The 19,430-nt window shown below is 44.3% G+C and carries 20 protein-coding genes; 7 read left to right on the forward strand and 13 right to left on the reverse strand.

Features of this window, described 5'->3' with window-relative positions; genetic code table 11:
- Positions 1–184 precede the first annotated feature (184 nt).
- A complete protein-coding gene (locus KDW03_RS06260; RefSeq protein WP_271434237.1) occupies positions 185–772 on the forward strand; it encodes a hypothetical protein in 588 nt (195 codons plus the stop codon).
- On the opposite strand, the gene KDW03_RS06265 is transcribed toward KDW03_RS06260, so the two are convergent.
- From KDW03_RS06265 to KDW03_RS06290, 6 genes are all read right to left on the reverse strand, one after another.
- Positions 754–1,554: an aldolase/citrate lyase family protein gene (locus tag KDW03_RS06265; protein ID WP_271434238.1), complete on the reverse strand. Its 801-nt coding sequence runs from the start codon at positions 1,552–1,554 to the stop codon at positions 754–756. The genes KDW03_RS06260 and KDW03_RS06265 overlap by 19 nt on opposite strands.
- A 212-nt stretch (positions 1,555–1,766) precedes the next feature.
- Complete coding sequence (locus tag KDW03_RS06270; RefSeq protein WP_271434239.1) at positions 1,767–2,999, reverse strand: bifunctional 3,4-dihydroxy-2-butanone-4-phosphate synthase/GTP cyclohydrolase II; 1,233 nt, start codon at positions 2,997–2,999, stop codon at positions 1,767–1,769.
- Between the two features lie 71 nt (positions 3,000–3,070).
- The gene (locus KDW03_RS06275; RefSeq protein ID WP_271434240.1) at positions 3,071–3,343 is read right to left on the reverse strand and encodes a DUF167 domain-containing protein; all 273 of its coding nucleotides are present in this window, start codon (positions 3,341–3,343) and stop codon (positions 3,071–3,073) included.
- A 9-nt stretch (positions 3,344–3,352) separates the two neighbouring features.
- Positions 3,353–3,649 carry a YggT family protein gene (locus tag KDW03_RS06280; RefSeq protein WP_271434241.1) on the reverse strand — a complete coding sequence of 99 codons (297 nt, stop codon included), beginning with the start codon at positions 3,647–3,649 and terminating at the stop codon, positions 3,353–3,355.
- Complete coding sequence (gene proC, locus KDW03_RS06285; protein WP_271434242.1) at positions 3,649–4,443, reverse strand: pyrroline-5-carboxylate reductase; 795 nt, start codon at positions 4,441–4,443, stop codon at positions 3,649–3,651. The genes KDW03_RS06280 and proC overlap by 1 nt, the downstream gene beginning before the upstream one ends.
- A complete protein-coding gene (locus tag KDW03_RS06290) occupies positions 4,440–5,633 on the reverse strand; it encodes an aspartate aminotransferase family protein (RefSeq protein ID WP_271434243.1) in 1,194 nt (397 codons plus the stop codon). The genes proC and KDW03_RS06290 overlap by 4 nt, the downstream gene beginning before the upstream one ends.
- Before the next feature lie 656 nt (positions 5,634–6,289).
- Here KDW03_RS06290 and aspS point away from each other — a divergent pair.
- The 5 genes from aspS (at position 6,290) to KDW03_RS06315 (ending at position 13,822) form a co-directional block, all read left to right on the forward strand.
- Positions 6,290–8,080, forward strand: coding sequence for an aspartate--tRNA ligase (aspS, locus tag KDW03_RS06295; protein ID WP_271434244.1), 1,791 nt, complete (start codon positions 6,290–6,292; stop codon positions 8,078–8,080).
- Between the two features lie 26 nt (positions 8,081–8,106).
- The gene (locus KDW03_RS06300) at positions 8,107–9,093 is read left to right on the forward strand and encodes a PIN/TRAM domain-containing protein (protein WP_271434245.1); all 987 of its coding nucleotides are present in this window, start codon (positions 8,107–8,109) and stop codon (positions 9,091–9,093) included.
- Complete coding sequence (gene ispF / locus KDW03_RS06305) at positions 9,094–9,645, forward strand: 2-C-methyl-D-erythritol 2,4-cyclodiphosphate synthase (RefSeq protein WP_271434246.1); 552 nt, start codon at positions 9,094–9,096, stop codon at positions 9,643–9,645. It abuts the gene before it with no gap.
- The gene (gene lepB / locus KDW03_RS06310) at positions 9,569–10,615 is read left to right on the forward strand and encodes a signal peptidase I (RefSeq protein ID WP_271434247.1); all 1,047 of its coding nucleotides are present in this window, start codon (positions 9,569–9,571) and stop codon (positions 10,613–10,615) included. Before ispF ends, lepB begins: the two co-directional genes overlap by 77 nt.
- Positions 10,616–10,852: 237 nt before the next feature.
- Positions 10,853–13,822, forward strand: a complete 2,970-nt coding sequence (locus tag KDW03_RS06315; protein WP_271434248.1) for a PAS domain S-box protein — start codon at positions 10,853–10,855, stop codon at positions 13,820–13,822.
- 8 nt (positions 13,823–13,830) lie between these two features.
- Here KDW03_RS06315 and KDW03_RS06320 read toward each other — a convergent pair whose 3' ends face one another.
- The 7 genes from KDW03_RS06320 to KDW03_RS06350 all read right to left on the reverse strand — a co-directional run bounded on the left by KDW03_RS06320 (position 13,831) and on the right by KDW03_RS06350 (position 18,892).
- A complete protein-coding gene (locus KDW03_RS06320; protein ID WP_271434249.1) occupies positions 13,831–14,187 on the reverse strand; it encodes a polymer-forming cytoskeletal protein in 357 nt (118 codons plus the stop codon).
- A gap of 24 nt (positions 14,188–14,211) precedes the next feature.
- Entirely contained in the window at positions 14,212–14,433 is a 222-nt protein-coding gene (locus KDW03_RS06325) for a tetratricopeptide repeat protein (RefSeq protein ID WP_271434250.1), read from the reverse strand.
- Positions 14,430–14,681 (reverse strand): carbon storage regulator CsrA, encoded by a 252-nt coding sequence (gene csrA, locus KDW03_RS06330; protein ID WP_271434251.1) that lies wholly within the window; start codon positions 14,679–14,681, stop codon positions 14,430–14,432. Before csrA ends, KDW03_RS06325 begins: the two co-directional genes overlap by 4 nt.
- Before the next feature lie 15 nt (positions 14,682–14,696).
- A complete protein-coding gene (gene fliW / locus KDW03_RS06335; RefSeq protein ID WP_271434252.1) occupies positions 14,697–15,146 on the reverse strand; it encodes a flagellar assembly protein FliW in 450 nt (149 codons plus the stop codon).
- Between the two features lie 67 nt (positions 15,147–15,213).
- The gene (locus KDW03_RS06340) at positions 15,214–16,464 is read right to left on the reverse strand and encodes a flagellar hook-associated protein 3 (RefSeq protein WP_271434253.1); all 1,251 of its coding nucleotides are present in this window, start codon (positions 16,462–16,464) and stop codon (positions 15,214–15,216) included.
- Positions 16,465–16,480: 16 nt separating this feature from the next.
- Positions 16,481–18,382, reverse strand: coding sequence for a flagellar hook-associated protein FlgK (gene flgK / locus KDW03_RS06345; protein WP_271434254.1), 1,902 nt, complete (start codon positions 18,380–18,382; stop codon positions 16,481–16,483).
- Positions 18,383–18,391: 9 nt separating this feature from the next.
- Entirely contained in the window at positions 18,392–18,892 is a 501-nt protein-coding gene (locus KDW03_RS06350; RefSeq protein WP_271434255.1) for a flagellar protein FlgN, read from the reverse strand.
- A 183-nt stretch (positions 18,893–19,075) separates the two neighbouring features.
- On the opposite strand from KDW03_RS06350, the gene KDW03_RS06355 reads away from it, so the two are divergent.
- Positions 19,076–19,411, forward strand: a complete 336-nt coding sequence (locus KDW03_RS06355; protein ID WP_271434256.1) for an STAS domain-containing protein — start codon at positions 19,076–19,078, stop codon at positions 19,409–19,411.
- Positions 19,412–19,430 lie beyond the last annotated feature (19 nt).

Genomic DNA, 19,430 nt, shown 5'->3' on the forward strand with positions numbered 1-19,430 from the left:
CTCTAAAATATTCTTCGTCTCAATCATATCTGGCCTCCTGTGATAGTTTTATTTATATTATCACAGGAGGTTATCTTTTTCCTACCAGACACAATTAAGTATACACTGCCAATATTTTTCTCTTCTTTTGACAAAAAAAAAGCTTCTAAATATAATATAAACACATTTTTTGATGGAGGGAAACATGAAAAAGCTTTTGGTGATTTTGTGTGGTCTATGGCTTGGAGGGATTGTCTGGGCTGAAGCTGATGCAAGTATTATTCTTCATCAGAGTACCCTGAACAAATTTCTTCAGGCGGTAGGGCCTGTTCAGAAAACAGAGAGTTTTAGTATCGGTAGTATCAGGGGGCAGTATCGCTGGCTTGTTCAGAACCCTCGTCTCATACTTGTTCCGGGAAGGGCTCGCTTTGAGGCGGATGTTACCGTTTCCCTTGTCTCACCATCGCTACGCTATTCGACACCAGCGTATGGAGAGGTTTCGGTTGTGTATGATAGTGTTTCGAACCGTATTAACATTAAAGTAGAAAAGGTGGCTTTTGAGGTTGCTTTTACCCTTATGGGGAAGCGTATCCGGATCGCAGAGATAGATATTTCCAGGTTTTATCAGATTGCCTTTGGTTTTCCAGGACCAAAACCCTTTGAGGCAGTGGTGGATGTTGCTATGCCTGACGGTTCAAAGAGACCCATCAAGATAGAAACAAAGCCCGTGTTGGCCATTGAAAATGAGAGGATAGTCGTTGGCTCAGAACTCGTCTATACACCCATGAGGTAATCTTCTGGCGTGGCTTGTTTAACACGTTCAGAGAGCTTGGCGAGTCGTTTGAGATCAGGACCTAAAAAGGTGTCTGCTGTTGTCTTTTTGGCGAGGATGAAAAGCTTCTCAAACAGGAGAGCATCCGCGAGGGAAGATGTTTTGTAGACGAAAATCTCGGTGGGGAAAATCACCTTTCGTGTTTCTACGTATGCAATCCGGGAGCGGGTGGTTTCATGGCTTATGAGTTTTTCCTGAGTGCTTGTGGAGACGTTGCCCCCCAGGGTGATGGTGAAATGGTCTGCTGCTTCCTGGCAGATATCCTCAACAGTTTGCCAGATAAATTCACTATCGGGGGTTATTTCAGGATCAAAGAAGGAAGCACTGAGATCTGTTCTTCCGATGGTGATGGCATCGACAAATCCACGCGCAACCTCTAGAATATCAGGAAGCCCGGCAACGGCCTGCTTTGTTTCGATGTTAATAGCGATATGATGAGATTTTTCTCCAAAGACGGTAAAGTACGCATCGATAAATTTTTTCACTGCAAAGGGGGATTCTACCATAGGAGCGATGATTCCATCCACGCCGAGTTCGAGACAATCTCGCATATCCCTTACTGCTTCCACTCCACCAATCTTCACATGGAAAGGAATCCCAGCCTGGAGGGTTAAACGACGAAGTCTCACCATATCCTGATAACTGGCACCCTCTGCTTCAAATTCAGCCTTGATTCCACGGATATGATAGAGTTCTTTGAGAAGGATGAGTGAATCAAGCATCTCTTTTTCAACAACCATCATAAAAACCTCCTTGCCCCTATGTATCTTTTCGTATAAAAAACAAAAAAGATGAGGATTTTGCTCTGTTTTTATCAAATTTTTTGTCGGGCAGGGGAAACGTTGTGGTCAAATCCTGTATCAAAACATGCGGGTATTTTGCAGGATCGCTAAAAAATACCTTGGAGAAAGCGATGGCCCTATGTTAGAGAGTGAAAGTGTCCTCTGAGGAAATCCTACTCTGGTTTTTTTTCATCATGGTGGTGAAAGAGATGGCCCATTTTTACTTCTTTTATATGGAGATAGTGTTTATTCACCTCGTTGGGAGGAATGATGATGGGCACTCTTTCTACGATTTCAAGCCCATACCCGCTTAATCCAATGATTTTTGTCGGGTTATTGGTAAGCAGGCGAATTTTCGTGATTCCAAGATCTTTGAGTATTTGTGCTCCAACGCCATAATCCCGGAGATCGGGTTTGAATCCAAGATGGATGTTTGCCTCTACGGTATCGAGACCTTCTTTTTCCTGGAGATCGTAGGCCTTGATCTTGTTTACAAGGCCTATACCCCGTCCCTCCTGTCTCATGTAGAGGAGAACCCCTTTTCCCTCTTTTTCAATCATCCGGAGGGCGTTGTGGAGCTGATCCCCACAATCACAGCGAAGAGAACCGAGAATATCTCCTGTAAAACACTCCGAATGGACGCGAACAAGAACAGGTTCGTCCTCTTTCCATTCACCTTTTATAAGGGCGACATGCTCTTTAAAGTCAATGTCGTTCTCATAAACAATAATCTCAAAATCCCCATACTGTGTGGGAAGATGGGCCTGGGCGGCACGAAAGACGTGTTTCTCCTTGGTGCGACGGTACTCGATGAGTTGCGCCACACTGATAAGCGGCATGTGGTGTTTTTTGGCAAATTCTATGAGATCGGGGAGTCTTGCCATGGTTCCATCGTCTTTAAGGATTTCGCAGATGGCTCCCACCGGTTGAAGTCCGGCAAGTTTCATGAGATCAACAGCTGCTTCTGTGTGTCCGGCACGTTTTAAGACGCCACCAGGTCGTGCTTTAAGAGGGAAAACATGCCCCGGTCTCTCAAAGTCTTCGGCCCGGGATTGAGGATCGGCGAGCTTATTGAGGGTGAGAGCCCGATCGTAAGCAGAGATACCTGTGGTTGTTTGTTTGTGATCTACAGATACGGTAAACGCCGTCCCCCATTTTTCATCGGCATCTTGAGCCATGATGGGCAAATGGAGTTTTTCCGCGATCTCGGGTGTCATGGGGGCACACAACAGACCACGAGCTTCCTTGAGGATGAAGTTTATCTTCTCCGGTGTAGCTTTTTCGGCGGCAAGGATGATATCCCCTTCGTTTTCTCTATCTTCATCATCGACAACGACGATCATTTCTCCGTTTTTGAGAGCCTCGATGGCCGTCTCTACACTATCGAACGCGGAAGATGTGGTCATATGTTTGCCTCCATTTTCATACTATTCATCATAACATCTAATAATACCATTCTTTCCTAAGAAAGTCAAATTCAAGGTTTTTTCGTTTTTTCTCTGATCCAGGTTTTGAGTTTTTGTTCATCCCATTCCTCGATAGCTATGATCTTTTGACGGCTTTTTTCTCCCCGTACAATGGTGATACTCGAGCGTGCAATGCCGAGCGTTTCAGCAAGCACCTTGCGTACGGCTGCATTGGCTTCCCCTTCAACAGGGGGGGTGTGGACACAGACCTTGATCCGCTCTTCTTCGAGAAATACTCCCTCCCGACTACTTCGTGGGACTACTATGATACTGATGTTTGCCACAGCTTTTGCTCACCCCAAAAAGAGGATAAAAACCCTTGAAAGAATAATCCTTAAAAGGGCAATAATAAGAAAAACATACATAGGGGAAAAATCAAGTATCCCGATCCTGAGGGGTGGGAGAAATCGCATGATAAATTCATAGACAGGTTCGCAGAGAGCTCTCAAAAACCTGATAAGAAACCCAAAAAAAGGTTGGCTTTCATTAAAAGGGAGCCATGAAAGAAGAATATAGGCAAAAAATAGCCATGAATATACCTCTAAAGCTACCATGAGATAGATGTATACTATATTGATAACGGCAAACATCATTTTCCTCCCAGTTCCCGTGAACGTTTTGTGGCGTCACTTACTGCCTGCATTACAGCAGCGCGAAAGCCAGCATTTTCTAAAGCATACACCCCCCTGGCTGTTGTTCCACCAGGAGACATCACCATGTCTTTTAAGTCCTCAAAGCTTTTGTCTTCTGAGAGTGCTTGAAGAGCAAGCTTTGCAGAGCCTAACACTGTCTGGATAGCGAGACGTTTTGCGATATCTCGAGGAAGTCCTTCCATCACACCACCATCAGCAAGGGCAGAAAGAAAGAGAAAAACATACGCTGGTCCGGAACCGGAGAGCCCAGTGACCGCATGGAGGAGTTCTTCTTTTGCCACAACCTCAACAAGTCCCAGGGAAAGAAAGATCTGTTTTATCTTTTCTTTGTGTTCTTCTGAGAAGTCTCCGTCAAAGTATACTACCGAGGCACTCTCTCCAACCTGAGCAGGTGTATTGGGTATGACTCTTGCGAGAGGACACGTAAGCCACTGGCGGTAAAACGCCACAGGGAGCCCTGCGACGATAGAAATCAGAGGCAGGTGACGATGGGCGAGTTTTTCTTTTTCCTTTTCAAGAAAGCCTGCTACATCCTGGGGTTTGATGGCGAGGAGCACAAGATCGGCTTTTAGAACGTCATCAAGAGAGCCCTCCCGTGTTCCACCAGGGAGCCGACGAATCTTGTCAGCGATCACATCAAACACCACAATCTCTTGAAAAAGCTTTTTCCTGGATACCCCTCGAACAATTGCCTGTCCCATGTTTCCATATCCGATTACGCCGAGTGTCATGCTGTCCTCCCCTGTTTTTCTTGTAAAAGGGTATCAAAGGCTTTGATAAAGCTCTGGATTTCTTTTTCGTGGATGATAAGTGGTGGAGCGAGTCTGAGGGTGTTTTCACCGGCTCGGAGGGTAAGTATTCCCTTTGCAAGGAAACGTTCTATCACTTCGGCGACAGGTAACTCTTTTGCAAGGTCGATACCAATCATAAGCCCATACACCCGTATATCGAGTAAGAAGGCAGGATATTTTTTCTGAAGCTCGGTGAGTTGTTGTCCAAAGTATTGTGACATCTTTTGTACACGGTTGAGAAAACTTTCATCCATCGTATCAAGGACAGCGTTTGCGACCGCACATGCCAGAAAGTTTCCTCCAAAGGTGGAGGCATGCATTCCCTGGGGCATTTCTTTGCCCAGAGGGCGCCTCACAACAATAGCAGCAACAGGAAAACCATTGCCCAGCCCTTTAGCGAGAGTGATAATATCAGGTTCTATGCCAAATTGCTGGTATCCAAAGAGTGTTCCTGTTCGACCCATACCTGTTTGTACCTCATCGATAATGATGAGACTCTCTTTCTCTCGGGAGAGTCGCATCACCTCGTCCAGGAAAGGCTTTGAGAGAGCCTTAACTCCCCCTTCGCATTGGATGACCTCCAGAAAGATGGCACACACGGTATCGTCCCACGCCTGTCGGAGTTCTTCGATGTTGCCGGGAGTAACAAACACGATTTCTCCCAGGAGGGGATCAAACCCTTTTTTGTATTTTTCCTGACCGGTGAGACTGATGGTTGCGATCGTTCTCCCGTGAAATGACTGTTGAAGGGCTATAACCTTTGTTTTTCCTCTTTTGTTTCCCCAGAGTCTTGCAATCTTGAGTGCTCCATCGTTTGCTTCTGCACCACTATTGGCAAAAAAGACCATCCCATCAAAGCTTCGCTGTACCAGTTTCTCAGCGAGTTCGGTTTGGGGTTTCTGGTAAAAAAGATTGGAAATATGCCAGATGCGTTTTGCCTGATGTTGCAATGCTTTAACTACCCGTGGATGACGATGTCCAAGATTTACCACGGCAATGCCGGATGTCATATCAAGGTAGCGTCTTTTTTTTTCATCCCAGACGTAACACCCCTTGCCTTTTGTTATTACGAGAGGGGTGCGTTTGTAAAAGGGAATAAGATAGTGTTCTGCCATTTCGATGGTGTGCACTGCTTTCTCCTTAGAAATACTATGATTGTATTATAATTGAGAGATGGGGAAAAATCAAGAAAAGTATCCCTTTGGAAAAAGTGAAGGTGTTTTTGATGAGGTTCTGGGAAAAAGATGCTCTTTTTCTTTTTTGGGTTGGCTTTTGTTTGAGAAAAGCCCCGGTGGTTAAACGTTTAACCGGGATTTTGAGACAATGCTCTTACCTTTTTGCAGTTTTTTTGGAAGTGTTCTCACTGTGATAAGGGAATAGCACCGTTGGCCAGGTCCCTGTTTAAACCCCTCCTGAACTGCGATAAGGGAATAGCAATTTTCGATGCTTCGTAATAAAACTTTACAGCTGCTGTAAAACCATCGATGAAAGGGATAATCTCAATCTTAGGAAGAATAGCTATTACCTTTTTGCAGTTGTCTTATGCCGGGAATCAGGCTGAGATAAGGTAATAGCTAGATTGAGTCGGTTGTAACAAAGGCAACACCACGGCGTATGTTTTTATGACTGTGATAAGGGAAGAGCCATCTCTTGTGGTCTTTTTAGAGTTTTTTTCTTTTCTCACCCCTCAGAAAAACACACTATCCTTATCGGTCTTTTTATTTTGCAAAAAACTGCCTTTAGCTTTACAATAATACACTTTCATAAAGATTTATGTGGAGGCTTTATGATTCGTGTCGAACAACAACGAACTCATTTTTGTGGAGAAATCTGCGATCCATCTCTGGTGAGTAAACGAGTAACGCTCACGGGGTGGGTTCAAAACTATCGAGATCATGGTGGACTCATGTTTATTGATCTTCGGGACAGAAGCGGGCTTGTTCAGCTTGTCTTTGATCCGCAGACAAATCCTGCAGCACATGAAATAGCCAAGAAGGCACGTCATGAAGATGTATTATCGGTGAGTGGAATAGTTCAGAACCGTGACCCGGAAAACGTCAATCCAAAGATGAAAACAGGAGCCTACGAGGTAAAAATAGACAGGATAGATTTTCTCAATCGATCAAAAACGCCGCCCTTTCAGATAGATCAGGAGGATGTGAGCGAAGAGATTCGACTCAAGTACCGCTATCTTGATATTCGTCGTCCTGCAATGTACAACAATCTCTTCATGCGCCATAGGATTACCCAGACGGTGAGAAGGTTTCTCGATGAACACGGGTTTCTGGAGGTTGAGACCCCTATTCTTAACAGATCAACCCCTGAAGGAGCCCGAGATTTTCTTGTGCCCTCAAGACTCTCTCATGGGAAATTTTATGCATTGCCCCAGTCTCCCCAGATCTTCAAGCAGCTTTTGATGGTGGGTGGGTTAGAGCGCTATTATCAGATTGCACGGTGTTTTCGTGACGAAGACCTGCGTGCGGACAGGCAGCCGGAATTCACCCAGATTGATATTGAAATGTCGTTTGTTCGCCAGGAAGATGTGATGCGTCTGATGGAGCAGATGATTGCCAGGGTGCTTGAGGAAAACTACGATATCAAAATTTCTCTTCCTATTGCGCAGATTACTTACCAGGAGGCGATGGAAAAATATGGTATAGATCGCCCTGATCTCAGGTTTGGCATGGAGCTTGTGGATGTAACCGATGTAGTCAGAGACAGTGATTTTGCTGTATTTAAAACCGTGGCTGAAAAAGGGGGAATGATTAAGTGTTTGCCTGTTCCCGAGGGTGACAGACTTTCTCGAAAAGATCTCGATGATCTGATTGCTTTTGTAGGCAAGTACGGAGCCAAAGGGATGGCATGGATGAGGGTCAAAGATGGAAAACTCGAATCCAATATCGTAAAGTATTTCTCGGATTCTATACAACAGAAGCTTCTTGAAGTTACGGGCGCCAGGGAGAATTATACCCTTCTCTTTGTCGGTGATGTAAAGAAAAAGGTAGTCTACGATAGTATGGCAAACCTTCGTCTCCATCTAGGAGATCGGTTTGGTCTTCGCAAGAAAGGGGAGCTTAAGTTTGTTTGGGTAGTGGACTTTCCTCTTTTTGAGTGGAACGAAGAAGAAAACCGTTACGACGCTGTTCATCATCCTTTTACAGCACCAAAACTGGAGGATATGGCACTGCTTGAAACCGATCCTCTCAAAGTACGATCTGATGCGTATGACCTCGTTCTCAATGGTATCGAACTGGGGGGAGGGTCTATTCGTATCCATGATATGGAGCTTCAGGCAAAGATCTTTGAACTTCTTAAGATCTCTCGTGAGGAAGCACGGGAGAAATTTGGCTTTCTTCTTGAGGCACTGGAGTTTGGAGCCCCGCCTCATGGAGGGCTTGCCTTTGGTCTTGATCGGATGGTGATGGAATTTCAGGGACTTTCCAATATCCGGGATGTGATTGCTTTCCCCAAAACACAGAAGGGTACCGATATGATGTGTGACTCTCCTTCGGAGGTAACTCCAAAACAGCTTGAAGAGCTTGGTATCAAAGTAGTTGAGTATAGAGCGAATAAGTAAATTCATTCATACAGAGGAGTTTTTTTATGAGACAGGGTTCTAAGAAACGGGGAAAAAACTTTCTTCGTCGAATAGTTGTGGCGATAATGTTTTTCGTGTTAGCAGGGATTCATTTTGTGCTTTTTGGTCAGTGGATTACTTTTGTGTTTGCTATTGGTGCTACCGTACTTACGTGGTTTCTTGAGGCTTGGCTTTATCCTAAACGAGGTGTTATTTTGTTTGCCTTTGGAGGGATGATTCTGGGATATTTTGTCGCAAACCTTGTGTGGAATGTTGTCAATCAGATGGCTCTTCTTCGATTGCCTCAGGCGTATCAATTTTATTTTCTGGCAGCCATGATGTATGTGGGTTTTTATCTTCCCTACAGTGCCAAGCGCCTAGCTTTTGGGGGTATTGGACTGGAAGAAGAAAAATCTTCGGTGGAGCTGAAGATTCTTGATACCAGCGTGATTATTGATGGCCGTATTGCCGATGTTGCGGACACAGGATTTCTTTCAGGGGTGGTTATCATCCCCAAGTTTGTATTGAACGAGATCCAGGCGCTGGCGGACTCTCGGGATCCGATCAAGCGGAGCCGGGCAAGACGCGGTCTGGATATTCTCAACAAGCTCAAGGAAAATTCTCTTATTGAACTTCGTATTGTTTCACGGGATTTTCCGGATATTCGAGGGGTGGATATGAAGCTCATTGCACTTGCCAAGGAACTTCATGCCAATATTGTTACTAACGATTACAACCTCAACAAGATTGCCAAACTGGATGATATCCGGATTTTAAATATCAATGATCTTGCGAATGCGTTGAAGATGGTGTTTTTGCCAGGTGAGGAGCTGGAACTTGACGTGCTCAAAGAAGGCAAGGAGCCCAATCAGGGAGTGGGATATCTTCCTGATGGTACGATGGTCGTTGTAGCCAATGGTCAGTCGTACATTGGACGAAAGGTTGTGGTGAAGGTAACAAGTGTTCTCCAGACATCGGCTGGGAGAATTGTGTTTACCGAGGTAAAGAAATAAATGTTTCGTGTAGGGTTGGGCTATGATCTTCACAGACTGGCTCCCGGGCTTCCGCTCTGGATTGGGGGAGTGGCCATAGAGTCTGCCTGGGGATGCATAGCTCATTCTGACGGGGATGTTCTTATTCATGCTCTTATCGATGCACTGGTGGGACCTTTTGCCCATACGGATATAGGGTCACTTTTTCCTGATAGTGATCCCCGCTACAAACAGGTACGAAGTGTCGAACTTCTCACCGATGTTGTTGAACGATTTTTAAAGGACATTACCATTCACAACATTGATGTGGTTATCATCCTTGACCAACCAAAACTTTCTCCCTATCGTGATCGTATCCGTCAGACTCTCGCTGATATTCTTGGTATTTCTCTTGACGCTATTCATGTAAAGGCGAAAACATCAGAAAAGACTTCTGAGAATACTATATCCTGTTATGTTGTGGCGTTACTCGAAAAAAAATCTAAGGAGAAAAATCATGTTTTCAAAGAAAGAAAAACCCAAACCTCAAACAATGAAAGAAAAAATCCTTTACAATCTCAAAGAGATCTTTGAGGCGTACGTTATTGTTTTGATTTTACGTATTTTTTTGCTTGAGGCCTATCAGATTCCCACCCAGTCGATGGTTCCCAATCTTCTTGTTGGAGATATTTTCATGGTTTCCAAACTCGGGATGGGATCGTATATCCCTCTGGTACATGGCAAGATTCCTGGTTTTCGTAACCCAAAGAAAAACGATATTGTGGTATTTATTTCTCCAGCGTGGAACTCTCCTGGCATCTGGGGAGAGGTAGTGTCGCTTTTTAGTCTCTCTCTTATTAATATTGACAATACCTACGACAATCCTAAAAACCTTGTGAAGCGTGTGGTGGCTGAACCTGGCGATAGAATTGCTATGTCCAACAGTCAGCTTATCATCAATGGAAAACCTGTTGAGACGACCTTTGTGGTGATGAAAAATGAAAAGGTCATGGCACCCAGTAAACAGGTTTCGTATTATGATTTTAATGTTTATGAGGAGTCATTCGGGAATGAAAGGCGGATTGTTCAGCATCTTTTGGGGCGGTATTTTCTTTTTAATATTCCTACCTTTTCAGAGGCTATGAGGTATCTCACAACGGATACCATTGTAACGAACTTTGATGCGTATCGTCTGGTGCTGTTGTGGCATTTTCCCGAGGTCTATATTCCCAAAAAGGGGGATGTGCTTGATCTTACGAAGACGACAGGGTATGAAAAGTATCTCTACAAGCTTCTTGTAGAGAGGGAATCGAAGGGGCGTGTGGAAATTCATGAGGGGAAATTTTTCCTCAATGGCGTAGAGCTTACTCGATGGACAGTTCGGGATGATTACTACCTCTGTATGGGAGATAATCGAGACTTGAGTGAGGATGGGCGGTATTTTGGTCTCGTGCCGAGAAATAATATTTTCGGCCAACCGCTTCTTCGATACTTCCCTTTTACACGCCTGGGAATATGGCTTTTCAATGAAACAAGGCGATCGATTTTAAAAAGAGAACTCTAAAAAGGAAAATAGCGCTTGTTTCCTCGAGGCCTGGAGAGAGGTTTGTTGCTGAAACCATTTTTTGTCTTGAAATAGGGAATATGCAACCTATTCTCTGGATGAAAATACTATAAAAGAAGTTGTCTGCCTTCATTTTTAGAGTTTTGAGCATTTTTATCTTTTTTTGACTTTTTTCTGGATTGGGTTTATTATACCTCTGGAGAAAGGGGTGTGGATATATTTTCCCGGAGGTTTTCCATGATACTCCAGACGAAGCCTATTCGAGTACTGCTTGTTGAGGATGAGTCTATTCTCGCTCTGGCTCAAAAAAAAGAGCTGGAGCATCTAGGATACGAGGTTCTTGTGGCGACGAATCCTGAAGAAGCGCTGAGAGTAGGCACATCAGAAAAAGCTCTCGATGTTATTTTGATGGATATTGATCTGGGCAAAGGGAAAAAAGACGGAACAGAAATAGCCAGTGAAATTCTTAGCAAGCGGGATATTCCGATTGTTTTTCTCTCTTCCCATACTGAGTTAGAGATTGTAGAGAAAACCGAAAGTATTACCTCTTATGGCTATGTTGTGAAAAGCTCCGGGTGTATGGTACTTGATACGTCGATTAAGATGGCGCTTCGCCTCTTCCAATCAAAACAGCAAAAAAAACAAAAAGCCGAGGAACACGAACGTCTTACCCGCCAACTTCGTATCAATGAAGATCGTCTTTCAAAGATCATGGTGGCCGTAAACGATGGTATCTGGGACTGGGATCTTGGTACCAACCAGGTGTACTATTCCCCTCGTTATTACACGATGGCCGGTTATGAGGTAAACGAGTTTCCTTTTCATCCAGAAGAGTTTTTCTCACGACTGTATCCAGAGGATGCAGCAAGGGTCAAAGAGGAGGTAGAGAAACACCTTAGAGGAGAAACAGATCGATTTGTCTTGGAGTTTCGTTTTCGACGAAAGGATTCTTCCTGGATGTGGATTCTTGGCAGGGGATACATTGTTGAGAGAGATCAACAAGGAAAACCTCTCCGTTTTCTCGGGACTCACACTGATATCAGTGAAAGGAAACGTATGGAAGAGGCTCTTATTGAGAGCCGAAACCGCTACCAGGCTATAGTGGATCAGTCTTTTGATGGTATAGCTCTCTTTTCTTCCACCGGTAGCATCCTGCAATGGAATAAAAAAATGGCTGAGATAACAGGATTTGGCTTGTCAGAAGTTGAGGGGAAGTTTATCTGGGAAATTATGATACAACTTGCACCTCCAGAGATTCGTTCCTCCGAGCTGTATCATCAGCTTAAAGATGGATTTCTCGAGTTATCGACGGGGAAAAGAACAGAGTGGGAGGGCAAGCCCAGGGAACAACGAATTGTTCGTCGAGACAACAGTGCCCGAGAGGTGCAGACACTTTCATTTCGGGTGAAGAGTGGACAGAATGTGATGATCTGTACGATTATGCGTGATATTACGGAGACCAAAGAGGCAGAAAAAAAGCAAAAAGAAAGCGAGGATCGTTTTCGTTTGCTTGCTGAAGCCTCTTCTTTAGGCATCCTTATGTACCAGGACGATCAATGGATTTATGTTAATCCTGCAGCCGCACACATTTCAGGTTATACCCGTGAGGAGATTCTTCAGATGAGGCCGTGGGATATTGTCTGTCCTGAGGACCAGGAGATGATCAAATCATGGGTGATGCGTCGAGAACACGGCTTTTCCACACCTGTGTCATACGAGGCACGCATTCTCCACAGGGATGGTAGTGTTCGTTGGGTTCTGGTATCTGGTGTAGGGGTTTTCTATGAGGGCAGGCCTGCAGGACTGATTTCGGTAGTAGACATAACAGAACGAAAAAAAATCGAAGAAATACTTAAAGAAACCCTTCAGGAAAGAGAAGCCCTTCTCAATGCTCTGCCGGATCTTTTGTTTATTCTGGATAAAGAGGGAAGATTTTTAGATGTTCGAGTACCTGATAAAGATCTTCAAGATCTTCTATACACAAAACCAGAAAACTTTCTCGGCAGGTTGGTTACCGAGATACTTCCTCCAGAGATTGCCGCGCAGTCCTTTCAAGCGATAAAGCATACACTTGAAACAGGAGAAATATCTTTGTTTTCGTATACTCTTATGATGTCAGATGAGCCAAGACATTATGAAGCCAGACACTCAAAGCTCGATGAGAACAGGGTACTTGCGATTGTACGAGATATTACGGAAGCTAAAATCATGGAAAGAAAACTTCAAGAAAGCGAAGAAATGTATAGAAACATTTTTCAAAACTCAATGGTGGGACTCTTTCATGCACAAATATCTGATGGACGCATACTCGAATGTAATGATCAATTTGCCAGAATCTTTGGATATGAGAAGCAAGAGGATATCCTTGGTAAGCTGGTCTTGTTTGAAAACTCCAGGGATACATCTACCAGACATCGGATGATTGAACAGATAAATAAAACTGGAGAAATACGAAACGAAGAGGCTACGTATGAGCGGGTGGATGGAAGTGTTTTCTGGGCCCGTTACTCGGTACGTCTCTATCCCGAAAAGGGCTGGATTGAAGGGGTGTTTGAGGATATTACCGAGCAGAAAAAAGCAGAAGAAGCTCTTAGGCAACAGATAGAGGAAAAAAATATCATTCTTCGCGAGGTGCATCATCGCATTAAAAACAATATTACCTCAATTATGACTCTTTTGAGAATACAGACAGATGAGACCACGAATGAAGAGGCGAAAGCTATCCTGCAGGATGCTATTAGTCGCGTGGAGAGTATGCGGATCATGTATGATAAGCTTCTTCAGATTCCAGATGCCTCGAGCCTGTCGGTGAAAGCCTATCTTGAAGATCTTCTTGAAGCGATTATGAGTATCTTTCCTCAGCGAGACAGGATAGTTCTACGAACAGATATACCAGAAACCTTTCTCCAGGTGAAAAAGCTCTTTCCCCTCGGAATTATTGTTAACGAACTGGTGACGAACACGGCAAAGTATGCTTTTATTGGTGATGGGAGAGGGGAGTTGTCCATTTCGATTGGAGTGGAGGATGGGACAATGACGCTGATCGTAGAGGACAATGGGGTAGGTATGCCACCCGACAAAAAAGAAAAAGGAGGCTTTGGTCTCCAATTGATTCAGATGCTTACCAACCAGCTCGAAGGGATATTAAAAATTTCTTCTCAAAAAGGCACAAAAGTCACGGTAACCTTTCCCTTGGGGAATGGGTAAACAAGAAGCTATTTATTTGTCGGGAGCATTTCACATTTCCCCTGGAAAATAACGCCATCGTCCATTTTCAGTTTGGGAGTTTTGATGTCTCCGTAGAGTTTGGCTGTATTGAAAAGTTCAAGTCGTTTGCGAGCATGAACGTTGCCGTGAATTTCCCCACCCACAATGACCTCATCACAGATGATATCGCCCTTGATTTTTGCGTCTGGGCCAATGACAAGCAGTCCCTCGGCATCGATTTTGCCTTCATAATTTCCGTCGATACGCAGAGAGGTTTTGAAACGCATCGTTCCTGACCACTCGGAGGTGTTACTGAGTTTGGTTACCGTAGGATAATCTCGATATCGATCAATATTGTGTGCCATAGGAGGCCTCCTTATTTTTATTTTTTACTTTGTTGTCATTACAAATACCCCATCCCAGTCCGGGGGAGGAGGGTTCTGGATAAAGTAATCACATCGCTCAATATAGATCTGGGAAGGACCGTCGTCAGGGATAATTTCCAGGCATTTCTGAAAGTATTTTTTTGCTTCGGTGAAATTTCTCCTCCTGTAAAGATCAAGCCCCTGATTGTAGTATTTGAGGACTTCCATTTTTTCTGGTGAGATCATGATTGACCTCCTTCGGTCTTTTTGTCTTTTTTGAGAACGTTTTTGAGATCGTCAAAAGGAAGAGAGGAAACAGCGGAAGCTTTGTTGGCTTCTTGAATCTCCTGATATACCTCTTTGCGAAATATTTTGACATTTTTGGGTGCAATGATGCCAATCTTTACCTGGTCCTGCCGAATACCAACGATCTTGATTTCGATCGTGTCATCGATAATGATGGATTCTTCTTCCCTCCTCGATAAAACGAGCACAACCAACCCTCCCTTTTAGGTGTTTGTTGGTGAAAGTTCTTTGGTGAAAAGGGGAACCTTTGTCCCATAGGCATTGTTCATCGATATCCCCTGGATGGCTATTCGTTTGGTAGCATTGATGACAATAGGACCCAAAAGGTTCATTGTCATGTTGTGGATGTTTTCGGGAATATTGACAATGGCAAGGTCTATAACCTCATCATTCTCAGATATTTCCAGTAATCCCCAATCAATCTCATCCATTACCAGTTTGTAATTCTCAACAAAGAGTCGGGGATTGACAACGACAAAGGCAAGTTCTGGTTCTTCTGCGGATTGGAGCCAGTAGAAATTCGGCAGATCACCCATCTCAATGAGGTAGTACTTTGTGAGACCCTCAAATCCGAGGATTTCTCTTTTGAAAGTGATCTGGGACGCTGGATCAACCTGAATCTCGCCATAGGCCTTTGTTTTAATGGTTTCCACAGGGACCTCCCTTATCCTATTATACTTTAACTGAAAACAAAAAAAATCTCAAGAAAATGGCGACTTTTTAACGCAAAAAGTCTAAAAGTGTTTTGGGGAGTATTCTTGCACCGATATTGAGGGCTACATCGTGAGAAAATTCAAGCATCTTGAGTTGAGTGATAGCCTTTGGTATATCGGTGGCTATGGCATTGTCTTTTGCTTCGGTGATATACACCTCGTCAGCAAGGAAGCGTTCATTGATGATATCAAGTCGAGAGGAGACACTTCCCAGATTGGCACGGTAACGGAGAAGATTTTCAAGGGACTGGTCAATACCTGCAATGGCAGTACCCCCAATCTGATGGATATTATCGTTTAAAAGCGCTTTTCGAAAATCGATAAGAACATCAAAGATACTTCCCGTATAGACACGAGCAGCTGGTGAGTAGTTGTAGGGAGGATACATACCATTGTCTACGAGACCAAGGTCTTGAAGGACACTTCCTCCTTCCATATCGTACATAACCAGCTGGTGAGGACTTGTGGTTTCTATAGCAAAGAAACTTGAACCTGCCTGGGTATTGATTGTAGCTCGGACAGCAAGTCCAGCACTGTTTATCTTATTAGCAATAGTTTCAATATTGTCCCCTGCACGGATCTGGATCTCATGCCCATCGATAACAATTTTAGAATCTTTTGGTGCTGTGTAACCCGAAACAGAGATCGTGGAGTAGATGCCCATATCCTGTGCCCAGAAGATCTGGTTTCCAGGCTGGGACATGGTGATTTTTATTGATCGTTCTACTTCGAGGAGTTGTGCCTGGGAGTTACCTATATAGCGTACATCCTCGAGAAACTCTATACCTGTTTGTTCATTGATGCGGTATTGGGCCTTGAAAGGGGTATCAAAAACCATAGTTCCACCAAAAAGTGCCTCGCCTTTGTAGTAGCTATTGGCCTGGGCTAAAATCTCCCGGGTGAGCTGGTCAACCTCTACGGCGATTTTTTCCCGTTCTTCACGGGTATACACACCGTTGGCTGCCTGAACGGCAAGCTCACGGAGCCTCTGGAGAATCTGGGTGACGGTGTCCAGTGAGGAATCGATTGTCTTGAGCTTGGATTGGGCAAAGCTGATCTGAGAACGGTAAACGCTCATCTCTTTGATGCGACTGTCATAGTCCATAAAATTTACCGAAGCAACAGGGTCATCCGAGGGAAGGTTGACGCGTAAACCAGAGGCAAGCTGCCTTTCGACCCCCTGCATTTCGGTTTGTCTTTTATGAAGATGGTAGTCAAAATCCTGTTTCATGTATCCCTGGGTTACTCTTCCTAACATACTTTACCTCCTTTGGTTATGCTCCCATTCTGAGAATGGTTTCTATCATTCTGTCCACCGTGGTTACCATACGGGCAGAGGCATTGTAGCCATGTTGGAACATGAGAAGCTTGGAAAGCTCTTCGTCGACATTGACACCACTGATCTGTTCCCTGAGATTGGTTAAACTGGTTACCACTGCTTCGTTTTTCTCCTTGCTGATGCGGGCGGATTCTGATCTTGTACCAAAATCTCCAATAATAGACTTGACATAGTCGTTGAAAGTGGATTGGCGTTCAATCATCACGGGTTTATGGCGGAGTTCAGCAATGGCTAATGCGATACGGTTATCACCAAGACCAGTAACTCTGTCCGGGCTGCCATCGCCATCCATGTCGATACCACCGGCGGCAGCGATGTTGTCAGGATTGTAGACAAGTTGTTCGTTAATAGCCATCCAGAAGGCAGGGTTTTCCTTGGGGGTAAAACCTATCTGTTCTCGTGGGACGTTGAGAGCAACAATGCCACCGGGATTCTGATAGTCAAAGGCTCCTTCGGGTCCGCTCTGGACGAGAAGTCCCGCTATGCCGATGAGGAGATTTCCAGAGTCTTCGAGATGGCGGATAACAAACTCGGGATGTTCATTTGAAAGTGGAAAGCGTGCACGGAAACCAAGCTGTCCCTTGTGATTGAGGTAGGCGACCACCCCGGCATCGGATTTGTTGATGCGGTCAATCACATCTTTGATGGTGTCGTTGGGATTGTAGGTGACGAGAATGTCCGGACCATTGGGATAGTTGGGACCAAAGTTTAAGATTCCCGCACTTCCTATGGTTGTTTCGGGGGTGAGTTTTTCTCGTCCTGTGACGCGAAAGATAGCCACACCGTCTATATTCCCATCTTTGTTAAAGTCGTAGTCGCCATTGGCATAGGGAGAGAGGGGAAGCTCTTTGAAAAAGGGAAGGTTTGTAGTAAGATTCAGTCCAAAACCATCTCTATGGACTTCGTTTACGCTATCCATGAGGTTAATGGCAAGGGTGTTGATGTTTTCCATGGCATTTTTGATATCGATGTCACGGGCGATTAAAAGGCCACTTAATTCACCATTTCCAAGGTTAACGAGTCTTCCGTCGGCCCAACGAACATCAACGAAACCCTCATTTTCCGTGTTTCCTACACCACTGATGGGGTTGACCAGACCTCCCTGGACAAAGTTTTCAGCTCCTATGTAGACAAGGTATTCATGCTTGTTGTTTCGTTCAACCTTGATGGTCATGATTTTTGAGAGTTTTTCGATGAGCAGGTCGCGGCGATCGTAAAGATCATTGGGGTTATCTCCCATAGCCTCAGACTTCACAATCTGGACGTTGAGGGAGGCAATCTCGGCTCCAATCTGGTTCACCTCATTGATGCGTTGTTCGATAAGAGCATTGGCACGAACACGGAGATCGTGAAGAGAGGTGTGTGTATGCCGGAAGGTATCTGTCAGAGTATTGGTACGCTGAATCAGTTCTTCTCGTGCGGCACGTTCTGTGGGGTTGGCGGCAAGCTTTTGTACACTTTCCCAGAAGTCATCCATCACTGTTCGGATATTTGGTCTATCGGGTTCGTTGAGAATCATCTCGATCTGGTGGAGGAATTGCTCTCGCATTTCAGCATTTCCCATCCCTGCTTTTTCAAAGTAGATACGATCGTCGATCATCTGGTCACGAATGCGCTGGATGTCTTCCACAACGACACCTGTACCGATCTGGCCAGGGGTTTCAACGCGGTTGGCACTTGGTTCATAGATGGGGATAAAGGTCTTGAGATGAACACGCTGGCGGCTGTAACCTTCTGTCTCTATATTTGCGAGGTTGTGACCAATAGTCTGGATGGCTGCGTTGTTGGCCATGAGGCCTTTTTTCCCGACCTCGATACCGTGAAATGTGGAAAACATGTATTCCTCCTATACCACGTGGTTTATAAGAAAACTCCCTGACGTGGGAGGTTTTGTTGATGTCTGGGGAGCGTGATACGTCTCACCATGGGTCTTTTGAAAGAGTCCCAGGGTCATAGCGATAATCTCGCTATTGAGTTGAATAAGATGTTTGTTTTCTTCGCTTTGCATTTTAATCCTGTCACGCAGGGTTGCAAGTTGAATGTATATATTGGAAAGTTCATTTCTGATGGTGTCATCTTCTATCTGGTTGAGAAGATCAGAGAAATCCCGAAAAGAATTTTTCTTTTGCAGTTCACTAAAGAGGTTTTCTCGTTTTTGTTCCTCTTGATGGATATGCTGGAGGAGAAGCTCTTCCTGGTCATTTATACTCATCAATTGTTCGAGGTTCACGTCTTTGAGTGCCTGGTACTTTTTTTCTTCCAGGAGAAGTATTTTCTGAAGAAGCTTTGCTTCTTCAGACAAAACCTTCATGATATCCTCTACGAGTTTTGCCATGACCGTATCCATATAACCCTCCTTGGTTCTTTTGACATCCCTGTCTTACTTTGTATATCGGCACTCCTCAAAAAACCTAAAGAAACAGCGATTTTTCTCTGAGGATTTAAAAACCTGAAAAAAATATTTTTTATAATAGATTGACATAAAGAAAAAATCTCTTTACAATAAAAGAGCCTAAAAGGAGGTCCTTCTATGGTTGATGTAGAAAAAAAAGATAACATTACGATTATTCGTGTTTCGGGACGGTTAGAGATAAACCAGGCTCTAGAGCTTGAGGAGACCATTAATAGTCGTATCAATCAGGGAGAGAAATTTTTTATTTTTGATCTGGGGGATGTGCATTATCTCAGTTCCAGTGGTATTCGTGTTTTTATTGCCACGATGCGTCAGCTCAAGGAGAATAATGGGCGCATGATTCTTGCTAATCTTACTCCTAATGTTCATAAAACACTGAAGATTGTTGAACTGGATGGGTTGTTTGAGATCATGGGCAACGTCGAAGATGCTGTCAAGGTTTTGAAATCGTAGGGGACAGCCTCAAAAGTTG

Source organism: Thermospira aquatica, assembly GCF_023525255.1.
GTDB classification, from domain to species: Bacteria; Spirochaetota; Brevinematia; order Brevinematales; family Thermospiraceae; genus Thermospira; species Thermospira aquatica.

What these genes read in the sequence shown, in the direction of transcription:
- KDW03_RS06260 (WP_271434237.1), top strand. Translation starts at nt 185, where the DNA reads ATGAAAAAGCTTTTGGTGATTTTGTGTGGTCTATGGCTTGGAGGGATT.
- KDW03_RS06265 (WP_271434238.1), bottom strand. Translation starts at nt 1,554, where the DNA reads ATGATGGTTGTTGAAAAAGAGATGCTTGATTCACTCATCCTTCTCAAA.
- KDW03_RS06270 (WP_271434239.1), bottom strand. Translation starts at nt 2,999, where the DNA reads ATGACCACATCTTCCGCGTTCGATAGTGTAGAGACGGCCATCGAGGCT.
- KDW03_RS06280 (WP_271434241.1), bottom strand. Translation starts at nt 3,649, where the DNA reads ATGTTTGCCGTTATCAATATAGTATACATCTATCTCATGGTAGCTTTA.
- proC (WP_271434242.1), bottom strand. Translation starts at nt 4,443, where the DNA reads ATGACACTCGGCGTAATCGGATATGGAAACATGGGACAGGCAATTGTT.
- aspS (WP_271434244.1), top strand. Translation starts at nt 6,290, where the DNA reads ATGATTCGTGTCGAACAACAACGAACTCATTTTTGTGGAGAAATCTGC.
- KDW03_RS06300 (WP_271434245.1), top strand. Translation starts at nt 8,107, where the DNA reads ATGAGACAGGGTTCTAAGAAACGGGGAAAAAACTTTCTTCGTCGAATA.
- ispF (WP_271434246.1), top strand. Translation starts at nt 9,094, where the DNA reads ATGTTTCGTGTAGGGTTGGGCTATGATCTTCACAGACTGGCTCCCGGG.
- lepB (WP_271434247.1), top strand. Translation starts at nt 9,569, where the DNA reads ATGTTTTCAAAGAAAGAAAAACCCAAACCTCAAACAATGAAAGAAAAA.
- KDW03_RS06315 (WP_271434248.1), top strand. Translation starts at nt 10,853, where the DNA reads ATGATACTCCAGACGAAGCCTATTCGAGTACTGCTTGTTGAGGATGAG.
- KDW03_RS06320 (WP_271434249.1), bottom strand. Translation starts at nt 14,187, where the DNA reads ATGGCACACAATATTGATCGATATCGAGATTATCCTACGGTAACCAAA.
- KDW03_RS06325 (WP_271434250.1), bottom strand. Translation starts at nt 14,433, where the DNA reads ATGATCTCACCAGAAAAAATGGAAGTCCTCAAATACTACAATCAGGGG.
- KDW03_RS06340 (WP_271434253.1), bottom strand. Translation starts at nt 16,464, where the DNA reads ATGTTAGGAAGAGTAACCCAGGGATACATGAAACAGGATTTTGACTAC.
- flgK (WP_271434254.1), bottom strand. Translation starts at nt 18,382, where the DNA reads ATGTTTTCCACATTTCACGGTATCGAGGTCGGGAAAAAAGGCCTCATG.
- KDW03_RS06350 (WP_271434255.1), bottom strand. Translation starts at nt 18,892, where the DNA reads ATGGATACGGTCATGGCAAAACTCGTAGAGGATATCATGAAGGTTTTG.
- KDW03_RS06355 (WP_271434256.1), top strand. Translation starts at nt 19,076, where the DNA reads ATGGTTGATGTAGAAAAAAAAGATAACATTACGATTATTCGTGTTTCG.